Here is a 9,550-nt window from a genome sequence, read left to right on the forward strand (position 1 = left end):
TGTGCTCCCCTTTTCCCTCGGGGGCTTGGAGAGGGGCACCCCCGGGCCTTTATTTTTGCCCGCGCGCTGCCGATCAAAGCTTGGGCTTATGACCGACGATGCGGCATATGCCCGCCAAATAGGCTGCTTTGCCACCCTGTGCGGGCGCGCGGCGACGCAACATGGCGAAGTTGACGCAAAAGCGCTTCGTTTGTTGCGCAGTTGGAGCCTCCCTCACCACCAGCCGGGCGACGATGGCCACGCCGCCATCCGGTTGGTCCTCGGACTGGCAAAAATTTCGGCATTGTAACGGAATTCTGTCCTTTGTTTTTGTGGGGGCTTTCGGTCCGGCTGGCCGTGGAATCCATGCACATCATGGACTTACCCGATCCCCTTCCGCCATCCGGGCGGTTGGCACGCGAATTGATGGAATTCGTCGCAAAAGGATGCCCTCGCCGGGGTGGGCGCGAAATCACAGAGGTGATCGGATGAGCGTGGCAGGAAGCGAACTGTTCGAGCTGTCGCGGGGCGTGCTGGACGTCGCGTCGAAGAAGGTGTCGCTGATCGAGGACATCACGCGGCGCACCAAGATGCTGGCGATGAACGCGCTGATCGAGGCGGCGCGGGCGGGCGACGCCGGGCGGGGCTTCGCCGTGGTCGCCAATGAGGTCTCGGAGATCTCCAGCCAGGTGAACTCCATCACCAAGGAATTGCGCTCGGAGATCGTGGCCCGCGTCGATCACCTGACCACCACCGGCAGCGCCATGGTGCGGGAGATGCACGGCAAGCGCCTCGCCGACCTCGCGCTCAACATGATCGAGATCATCGACCGGAACCTGTACGAGCGCTCCTGCGACGTGCGCTGGTGGGCGACGGACAGCGCCGTGGTGGACTGCGCCGCCGACCCGACCGCCGGCAACCGCCGCACCGCCTCGCACCGGCTGGGCGTGATCCTGGAGTCCTACACCGTCTACCTCGACCTGTGGATCGCCGACCTGAAGGGGGAGGTGATCGCCACCGGCCGTCCCGGCCGCTACCCTGGCGCCATGGGCGCCCAGGTTGCCGACGAGGCCTGGTTCCGGCAGGCGCTGGCCACCCGCAACGGCGGGGAGTTCACGGTGGGCGATGTGACCCGCAGCCACCGGCTCGACGACCGGGTGGTCGCCACCTACGCCACGGCCATCCGCCGGGACGGGGCCGCGGACGGCGAGCCCATCGGCGTGCTGGGCATCTTCTTCGACTGGGAACCGCAGGCCGCCGCCGTGGTGCAGGGCGTCCGGCTGGAAGAGGGGGAGCGGGCGCGGTCGCGCTGCCTGCTGCTCGACGCCCGGCATCGGGTGATCGCCGCGTCCGACGGGCGCGGGCTGCTGACCGAAACCTTCCCTCTGCGCCGCTCCGGCAACGCCATGGGGCACTATGCGGAGGCGTCGGGGCGCACCGTCGGATACGCCCTGACGCCGGGCTACGAAACCTACAAGGGGCTGGGCTGGTACGGGCTGATCGTGCAGGAGCCGGAGCGCAACGGGCTCTCCGGATAAGGCGGGGCGGTAAGGCAGGCATTCCTACGGTGCTCTGGTCAACGCGGCGGGTTGGTCTAAACTCCGGGTCCGCCGCGTTTTTGGGCCGCGTTTCCGGAGAGTTCCATGTCCTCGACCGCCCGTCGTCTTTACGTTCGCCGCGATACCTTCCCGATCGCCGGCACCTTCCGCATCTCCCGCGGGGCCAAGACGGAGGCCCAGGTGGTGGTGGCCGAGGTGGTCGAGGAGTGCAAGCGCGGGCGCGGCGAATGCGTGCCCTACGCCCGCTACGGCGAAACCGTGGACGGGGTGGTGAAAGCGCTGGAGGCCATGGCCGGGGAGGTCGCGGCCGGGCTAGACCGCGAGCGGCTGCGCGACATCATGCCGCCGGGTGCGGCGCGCAACGCGCTGGACTGCGCGCTGTGGGACCTGGAGGCGAAGCAGGCGGCCAAGCCGGCCTGGCGTCTGGCCGGCCTGCCCGACGCGCCGAAGAAGCTGGTCACCTGCTACACGCTGAGCGTGGACACCCCCGCCGTCATGGCCGAATCCGCCCGCAAGCGTGCCGTGGACCACCCCATTCTGAAGATGAAGCTGACCGGCGAGGGCGACCTGGACCGCGTTCGCGCGGTGCGCGAGGCCGCCCCCACGACCCGCCTGATCGTGGACGCCAACGAGGCCTGGACGCTCGACCAGCTCCACCAGTTCGCGCCGGTGCTGGCCGAACTGGGCGTGGAGTTGATCGAACAACCCCTTCCCGCGGGTAAGGACGAGGCGCTGCGCGGCATCGACTGCCCGGTGCCGCTGGGCGCGGACGAATCCTGCCACGGGCTGGACTCGCTGGACCGGCTGACGGGCATCTACCGCGTCGTGAACATCAAGCTGGACAAGACCGGCGGCCTGACCGAGGCGCTGCTGCTGAAGAAGGCGGCGGAGGAGGCCGGCTTCGACATCATGGTCGGCTGCATGGTCGCGACCTCGCTCGCCATGGCGCCGGCGGTGCTGGTGGCGCAGGGCGCGCGCTACGTGGACCTCGACGGGCCGTTGCTGCTGGCGGAGGACCGCACGCCGGCCCTGCATTACGACGGCGCGGTGCTGTGCCCGCCGGCCCCGGAGCTTTGGGGGTAAATTTTCACCGTCGCGGCGCGGCAACCCGCAGCGGATGAAACATGCAAGCCCCTCTCCCTTGAGGGGAGAGGGGGTGGGGTGAGGGTGGCGCCGGCGGAGCCGGCCAGCAATTTTCCCGCTCTCCGAGCGGTAACAACCCCTCATCCCAACCCTTCTCCCCCAAGGGGAGAAGGGCTTTTAAGCCGACCAACAGCCTTGTTTCTTCTAAGGCCTGTGGGGATAAGACTGGTTGGGCGGAGCCGTCACAGCGCCGACGCCACCACCTCCGCAACCCCCTCCGCGTAGCGGTCCCAGGTCAGTTCCGCCAGGAAGGCCGCGCCCTGCCGGCCGATGCGGGCGGCCTCCGCGCGGTCGGCCCACAGCCGTTCCAGAGCGGCGACCATCTCTTCCACATCGCTTTCGCCCCAGCCTTCGGTGCCGAAGCTGGTGGAAACGCGGCCCTGCCGGGTCAGCGGAACGCAGGTGCCGTCGCGGATCAGGTCGAGGTGCCCGGTGTTGGCCGACAGGATGGCCGGCACGCCGCAGGCCATGCATTCCATGGCGACCAGATTGGTGCCGCCCTCGCCCCGGTTGGGGAACAGGCCGACGTCCACCTCGCGCAGGACGCGGGCCATGTCCGCGTTGGGCACGGGGCCGAGGTCGAACACCTGCTCCGCCCGGATGCCGTTGGCGACCGCCCAGGCCGCCGCGTCGAAACGCCCGTCCTCGCGGAAGCACACCGGGGCGACGGCGGGGTTGGCCTCCAGCGAGCGGGCGGAGTCCGGCCAGTAGCTGTGCCAGGCGGTCAGCAGCAGCGCCTCCGGGTGGCGCTCCGCGAAGGCGCGGAAGGCGAGCAGGGCGAGGTCCTGCCCCTTGCGGAACTCCGGCTTGCCGCCGGAGAAGACGACGAAGCGGTCGCGGAACCAGCCGGCCTTGGGGGCGGGGTGGAAATGGGTGGGATCGACGCCCTGGAGCACCGTGCGCACGCGCGTGATGCCGGCCCCCTCCAACACCCGCGCCACGAAGCTCGACCCGGCGACGATGGCCGCGCAGCGGTCGGCGCGCGCCTGCCCTTCGGCGTCGATGCCCGTTTCCTCCAGATAGCAGACGCCGACGGTGGGCTCGCCGTTCAGGGTGACGTTGTCCACCGACCGGCTGCCGACGAGGTTGTTGCCGAGCCCGCGCAGCACCGGCACCGACACGCCGATCTCCTGCCCGGCGTGCGGGGCGATCTGCCGGCAGAAGCCCTCCGACTCCCGGAAGAAGCCGGCCATGCGCTGCCATTCCAGCGGGGACAGCGCGATCTCCTCCAGCCGGATTGGGAGGGAGCAGACGGGGGTGAAGCGCCCGCGCCGCGTCCAGCACAGGGCGAGCTGCAAGCCGTTCACGCCCCATCCGCTGTAGCTGGACAGGCCCCATTGGATCACGACAGGGTCGGCAGACATGCGGGGGCTTGCTCCGGAGTGGCGGTGCCGTCCGGTCTCTCAGAGGGAGCGGAACAAGTCAACCGGAACGGGCGGTGGGCGAGACGTCGCCCATGGACTGCGAGGCGGGGACGTAGGGCTCGTCCGCCATGCCGTTGACCTTCGCGGCCATGATGAAGTCGTTCTCGTGCAGGCCGTTGATCTTGTGCGTCCAGAAGGTCACCGTGCAGTGGCCCCAGCCGTACTGGATCTCGGCGTGGTGGCCCTGGTCCTCGCACAGGTCGCCGACGCGCATGGCAAAGGCCTGGGCCTGCCGGAAGTCGGCGAACTTGAAGGTGCGTTCCAGCCGATCCGGGGTGCCGCGGATCGCCCAGCCCGGCAGCTGGACCAGATAGCTTTCGGCCATCGCGCGGTCCATCGGGGGAATGCCGCCCCGGCACGGTTCGCAGGTCATGCCGGTCAGCTCCTGTTGCGCGGCCATCGCGTGCCTCCATGATCTTGGCTGTTCGTTACCAACAATCCTGGGTGCGGAACGGTCCGGCGGCAAGGCCGGGGCCTGTTGCCGGCCAGCGGAAGCTTGGCTATAGGAGCCAAGGGCCCATACGCCTGTTTCCCCGACATCCTTCCCGTTCCGGAACGCGCGCCATGACCGAACTGCCCTTCGCCGACTATCAGCAGCCCTCCAAGCCGGTGGCCGGGCCTCGGCTCGCCATCGTGGGGGAGGCGCCGGGGGCGGAGGAGGCCCGGCGGGGCAAGCCCTTTGTCGGACGCAGCGGCCAGCTGCTGGACGAGAACCTGAGGGCCGCGGGGGTGGAGCGGGCGGAATGCCTGGTCGCCAACGTCTTCCGCTACCAGCCGCCCGGCAACAAGGTGGCGCATTTCTTCGCGTCGCGCACCCGCGCCAGGAAGGAAGGCCGCGCCATCGACGAGCGCTGGGGACCCTTCGGCACCTCCGACTGGGTGCTGGCCGAGTTCTCCGGCGAGATTGAGCATCTGCAACGCACGCTGGAGGCCTACGCGCCGCGCGTCATCGTCGCGCTGGGCCGCACGCCGCTGTGGGCGCTGACCGGGCAGAACGGGATCATGCAGCTGCGCGGCACGGTGCAGCCCTGCCGCCTGCTGCCCGGCGCGGAGGTCGTGCCGACCTTCCACCCCAGCTACATCCTGCGCGGGCAGCTGGTGGAACAGCCGACCTTCCTGGCGGACCTGAAGCTGGCGGTGTCACGGCTCATGGGGTGACGAACCGTAGGTTGGGTTAAGCGCCAGCGCAACCCAACACACGCCGCAACGCGAACATGTTGGGTTGCGGCTGCGCCTTAACCCAACCTACGGTCGGCTCTTCTCTACGCCCGCGCCGCGGCCTCGGCCAGCCCGAGGAAGGCGGGCAGTTCGTGGGTGATGACGTAGGTCGGGATCGGGGCGAGGTAGTCCCGCATGCGGCCCTTTTCCATGAAGCGCTTGCGGAAGCGGGAATGGGTGAACAGGCTGCCCAGCTTCGGCACGATGCCGCCCGCGATGTAGACGCCGCCGCGCGCGCCCAGCGTCAGGGCGAGGTTGCCCGCCGCCGTGCCGAGCATGGCGCAGAACATCTCCACCGCCTCCACGCAATGCGGGTTGGTGCCGGCGGTGGCGAAGTCGCTGACCTGCGCGGGGGTGAGGCGTTCCGGTTCGCGGTTGTCGAGGACGCACAGCGCCTCGTACAGGTTCATGAGGCCGGGGCCGGACAGCACGCGTTCCGCCGAGACGTGGTCGTAGCTCTTGCGGAGCTGTGCCAGCACGGCGCTCTCGCGGTCGCTGATCGGGGCCATGGTGACGTGCCCGCCCTCGGCGGCGAGCGCGGTCCAGCCCTGCGGACCGGGGACGAGGCCGGAAACGCCCAGGCCGCTGCCGGGGCCGATGATGCCGATGACGGCGTCCCGCTCCGGCGTGCCGTCGCCCACTTGCCGAACGTCGGCGGCGGTCAGGCGCGGCACCGACAGGGCCACGGCGGTGAAGTCGTTGATGACCGCCAGCCGTTGCAGCCCCAGCAGAGCGCGCACCTTGGCGGTGGAGAAGGACCAGCCCCGGTTGGTCATCAGCACCTCGTCCCCGGTCACCGGCCCGGCGATGGCGAAGGCGCCCAGGGTGGGGCGTGGATTCGGCTGCACGGTGGCGAGGTAGGCCTCCGCCGCCGCCTCCAGCGAGGGATAGTCGGCGGCGCGCAGGATGCGCGAGTCGCGGACTCCCGTGCCGTCGATCAGGCCGAAACGGGCGTTGGTGCCGCCGATGTCGGCGACGAGGATGAGCGGGGCCAGGGTGGCGCGGTCGGTCGTCATGGAGCTAGTGTCACCCGTATGGCGCGCGCGTCAAGGCATCCACGTAGGTTTCGCGCCACCAGCCGATGTCGTGCGTGCGGAGCGTGCGCATCAGGGCGGCGTGCCGCTCCTTCCGTTCGGGCAGGGGCATGGTCAGGGCGCGTTGCAGGGCATCGGCCACGCCCTCGATGTCGAAGGGGTTGACGATCAGCGCCTCGCCCAGCTCCCGCGCCGCTCCGGCGAAGCAGGACAGCACCAGAACGCCCGGATTGTCGGGGTCCTGGCAGGCCACATACTCCTTGGCGACGAGGTTCATGCCGTCGCGCAAGGGGGTGACCAGCCCGACGTTGGCCGTACGGTAGAAGCCGGCCAGCACGCGCCGCCCGAAGCTTTTGTTCAGGTAGCGGATCGGTATCCAGTCGAACTCGGCGAAGCGGCCGTTGATGCGGCCGGACAGTTCCGACAATTCGCGCTTGATGGCGATGTATTCGGGCACGTCCTCGCGACTCGGCGGAGCGATCTGGAGGAAGGAGACGCGGTTGCAGTGCTCCTGGTAGGTCGCCAGCAGCTGCTCGAACGCCTGGAAGCGCTGCGGCAGCCCCTTGGAATAGTCCAGCCGATCCACGCCGATGATCAGCCGCCGCCCGACCAGGCTTTCCCGCAGCCGCTCCGTGTGGCGGGAGCGCACGGCGGTCTCGGCGAGGCTTTCCAGATTGGCGGTGTCGATGCTGATGGGGAAGGCTTTGGCCAGCAGCGTGCGGCCGAAGGCGCGGATCAGCACGCCGCCGTCGGGGCCGCGGTCCTCCACCTCGCCGTCCGTCTCCTGCCGGATGTAGTCGGCGAAGCAGCGCAGGTCCACCTGGGTGTGGAAGCCGACGAGGTCGTAGGCGCACAGCTCGCGGATCAGCTCCCGGTGGTTGGGCAGGACCACCAGCACCTCCGGCGCCGGAAAGGGCGTGTGCAGGAAGAAGCCCATGCGCTGGGTGCAGCCGCGCTGGCGCAGCTCCTCGCCGAAGGGGATCAGGTGGTAGTCGTGGACCCACACCATGTCGTCCGGCTGCAGCAGCGGGGCAAGCCGCTCCGCGAAATAGCCGTTGACCCGCTTGTAGCCTTCGCGCGTGCGCCGGCTGACCTCGATCAGGCCGAGGCGGTAGTGGAACAGCGGCCACAGGGTCTGGTTGGCGAAGCCGTTGTAATACTCCTCGAAGTCGCGCCGGCCGAGGTCCAGCGTCGCGTAGGTCAGGCGCCCGACATCGGTCCGCCGCGGCTCGCTCTGCGAGTCCCCCTCGACGACCGTGCCGCTCCAGCCGAACCAGATGCCGCCCGTCTTCTTCAGCGCGGCGAGCACGGCGACGGCCAGTCCGCCGGCGGCCTGCTTGCCCTCGTCGATGGGCGCCACGCGGTTGGATACGACGACCAGTCTGCTCACACCGCCCCCTCTTCCGGTTTCGGCGGACCGCGCGGGCACACGTCGCGCCGCGCGTCCGCCCGCAACGAACCCCGCGATGAACAGGGACGAAACGACCGCCATCGAAGGTTGGTTCCCCATCCGCCGAAAGCGCTACGCCCAACGACCGGGAAGGGTTGGCGGTCCTTCCCGCCGACCCAGATTGAGCCGGAGCAAGGCGGAATTTTTGGGTGCGGTGCAGCGTAACGCTCTGCCGCCGCTCGCCTTCGGCTTCGCCGTTTGTTCCCTAAAACACTGATTTCAGGAATAAAAATATTTCGCCCTTGATCTCCGCCGTGCCCGGTCTCATATTGTGCAGTGCGGCATCGGTCGTGTCTCCGATGCGGGTGATGCCGTAACGCACTTCTTGGGCGTTTCCTCCCTAGACTCAGGCCGGGGCCTCTGCCCCGGCCTTTTTTCTTGGGATCGGCGCGAAATGCGAAGGGAAGCCGGACAGGCTCAGCGCGGGGCGAGCGGATCGGGGGGCAGGTGGGCGATGGTGTCCACCATCTCGCTCATGTGGCGGGCCAGCACGTCCAGGAAGGGCCGGCGGGCAAGCGTGGCCTCGTCCATGTAGAGGTCGCGGCTGATCTCGATCTGCAGCGCGTGGAGGCCCTGGCGCGGGCGCCCGTAATGGCGGGTGGTGTAGCCGCCGGCGTAGGGCATGTTGCGGCTGACCGTGTAGCCGAGCCCGCGCAGGAAGCGTTCCGCCGACTCGATGACCGACGGCGCGCAGGCGTTGCCGAAGCAGTCGCCCAGCACGATGTCGGCGCGCCGGTGGTCGCGGTCGGCGATGCCCGGCGAGGGCATGGAGTGGCAGTCGATCAGCACGGCGTGACCGAAGCGCGCGCGGGTCTCCTCCACCAGCCGCCGCAGGGCGGCGTGGTAGGGGGTGTAGTAAAGGTTGACGCGCCGCACGGCTTCGGCGAAGCGCAGCTTGTTCCGGTAGATGTCCTCGCCGTTCGCCACCACGCGCGCGATGGTGCCCAGCCCCGCCGCCACGCGCGGCGAGCGCGTGTTGACGTAGGAGGGGAGCTGGTCCGCGAACATGTCCGGGTCCAGCTCGTACGCTTCGCGGTTCACGTCCAGGAAGGCGCGGGGGAACAGCGCGCGGATCATCGGCACGCCCAGCGCCGGGGCGCCGGCGAAGATCTCGTCCACGAAGCAGTCTTCCGACTTGCGCAGCGCGCGCGGGTCGAGACGGGCCGACGCCAGGAACTCGGCCGAATAGCGGTTCCCGCTGTGCGGCGAGGCGAGCACCAGCGGCTTGGTCTGTTCGGCCGGGGTCAGCAGTTCGAAGGCCGGTTCCGGCTCGGTTACGGCGTCGACGTGAGCATCCATGGTCTTGTGATGTAGTGGACGCGGACGGTCCTGTCACGCGCCGTCCCGTCTGCGTTCCAACAGGCGGAACCGGCTTTGTGCCGGGACCGATAAAAAAATGAAATCCGGTCTTGCCAGACCCCCAGGATGATGGTACACCCCACGCCCACGCCGGACGGGACGAAATGACGGATCGAACGGCGGCACGGATGGGCGCGTAGCTCAGCGGGAGAGCACTACGTTGACATCGTAGGGGTCACAGGTTCAATCCCTGTCGCGCCCACCATCCACGAAGGCCGGAACCCACACGGGTTGCCGGCCTTCGCCATGTCTGGGTTTTGCTCCGAAATGGGCCTTTCCCTTGTTCGGCGCCATTGTCTTTGGCCCGTTCCTGACATTCCGCACCCATCGCCAGCGCCTTCGTGTGCCGGTTGCAACCTGCCTGCCACTTCTCGCCCCCCCCCC

General features: G+C 69.0%; 9 protein-coding genes and 1 tRNA gene. 4 read left to right on the plus strand and 6 right to left on the minus strand.

The window, feature by feature from the left end; all coding sequences use genetic code 11:
* Positions 1 to 73: 73 nt before the first annotated feature.
* Positions 74 to 241, minus strand: coding sequence for a hypothetical protein (locus ACSVC7_RS32120; RefSeq protein WP_448207720.1), 168 nt, complete (start codon positions 239 to 241; stop codon positions 74 to 76).
* A gap of 226 nt (positions 242 to 467) precedes the next feature.
* On the opposite strand from ACSVC7_RS32120, the gene ACSVC7_RS32125 reads away from it, so the two are divergent.
* Positions 468 to 1,517: a PDC sensor domain-containing protein gene (locus tag ACSVC7_RS32125; protein ID WP_448207721.1), complete on the plus strand. Its 1,050-nt coding sequence runs from the start codon at positions 468 to 470 to the stop codon at positions 1,515 to 1,517.
* A 105-nt stretch (positions 1,518 to 1,622) separates the two neighbouring features.
* Complete coding sequence (dgcA, locus tag ACSVC7_RS32130) at positions 1,623 to 2,621, plus strand: N-acetyl-D-Glu racemase DgcA (protein WP_448207722.1); 999 nt, start codon at positions 1,623 to 1,625, stop codon at positions 2,619 to 2,621.
* 242 nt (positions 2,622 to 2,863) lie between these two features.
* Here the strand turns inward: dgcA and ACSVC7_RS32135 are convergent, their stop codons facing one another.
* Both ACSVC7_RS32135 and ACSVC7_RS32140 read right to left on the minus strand, forming a co-directional pair.
* Positions 2,864 to 4,045 (minus strand): glycosyltransferase family 4 protein, encoded by a 1,182-nt coding sequence (locus tag ACSVC7_RS32135; RefSeq protein WP_448207723.1) that lies wholly within the window; start codon positions 4,043 to 4,045, stop codon positions 2,864 to 2,866.
* A gap of 58 nt (positions 4,046 to 4,103) precedes the next feature.
* Complete coding sequence (locus ACSVC7_RS32140) at positions 4,104 to 4,505, minus strand: 4a-hydroxytetrahydrobiopterin dehydratase (RefSeq protein WP_448207724.1); 402 nt, start codon at positions 4,503 to 4,505, stop codon at positions 4,104 to 4,106.
* A 164-nt stretch (positions 4,506 to 4,669) separates the two neighbouring features.
* On the opposite strand from ACSVC7_RS32140, the gene ACSVC7_RS32145 reads away from it, so the two are divergent.
* Complete coding sequence (locus ACSVC7_RS32145) at positions 4,670 to 5,263, plus strand: uracil-DNA glycosylase (protein WP_448207725.1); 594 nt, start codon at positions 4,670 to 4,672, stop codon at positions 5,261 to 5,263.
* Positions 5,264 to 5,367: 104 nt separating this feature from the next.
* Here ACSVC7_RS32145 and ACSVC7_RS32150 read toward each other — a convergent pair whose 3' ends face one another.
* The 3 genes from ACSVC7_RS32150 to ACSVC7_RS32160 form a co-directional block, all read right to left on the minus strand.
* Positions 5,368 to 6,339, minus strand: a complete 972-nt coding sequence (locus ACSVC7_RS32150; protein ID WP_448207726.1) for a glucokinase — start codon at positions 6,337 to 6,339, stop codon at positions 5,368 to 5,370.
* A gap of 10 nt (positions 6,340 to 6,349) precedes the next feature.
* Entirely contained in the window at positions 6,350 to 7,747 is a 1,398-nt protein-coding gene (gene otsA / locus ACSVC7_RS32155) for an alpha,alpha-trehalose-phosphate synthase (UDP-forming) (protein WP_448207727.1), read from the minus strand.
* A 477-nt stretch (positions 7,748 to 8,224) separates the two neighbouring features.
* Entirely contained in the window at positions 8,225 to 9,106 is an 882-nt protein-coding gene (locus tag ACSVC7_RS32160) for an N-formylglutamate amidohydrolase (RefSeq protein ID WP_448207728.1), read from the minus strand.
* 190 nt (positions 9,107 to 9,296) lie between these two features.
* On the opposite strand from ACSVC7_RS32160, the gene ACSVC7_RS32165 reads away from it, so the two are divergent.
* Positions 9,297 to 9,371 (plus strand) — tRNA-Val (locus ACSVC7_RS32165).
* The last annotated feature ends 179 nt before the right edge of the window (positions 9,372 to 9,550 follow it).

It is taken from the genome of Azospirillum mesophilum, assembly GCF_053470405.2.

Excerpts from the sequence above, each read along its gene's own strand:
- ACSVC7_RS32145 (WP_448207725.1), top strand. The coding sequence starts at position 4,670 with ATGACCGAACTGCCCTTCGCCGACTATCAGCAGCCCTCCAAGCCGGTG.
- dgcA (WP_448207722.1), top strand. The coding sequence starts at position 1,623 with ATGTCCTCGACCGCCCGTCGTCTTTACGTTCGCCGCGATACCTTCCCG.
- ACSVC7_RS32160 (WP_448207728.1), bottom strand. The coding sequence starts at position 9,106 with ATGGATGCTCACGTCGACGCCGTAACCGAGCCGGAACCGGCCTTCGAA.
- ACSVC7_RS32150 (WP_448207726.1), bottom strand. The coding sequence starts at position 6,339 with ATGACGACCGACCGCGCCACCCTGGCCCCGCTCATCCTCGTCGCCGAC.
- ACSVC7_RS32140 (WP_448207724.1), bottom strand. The coding sequence starts at position 4,505 with ATGGCCGCGCAACAGGAGCTGACCGGCATGACCTGCGAACCGTGCCGG.
- ACSVC7_RS32125 (WP_448207721.1), top strand. The coding sequence starts at position 468 with ATGAGCGTGGCAGGAAGCGAACTGTTCGAGCTGTCGCGGGGCGTGCTG.
- ACSVC7_RS32135 (WP_448207723.1), bottom strand. The coding sequence starts at position 4,045 with ATGTCTGCCGACCCTGTCGTGATCCAATGGGGCCTGTCCAGCTACAGC.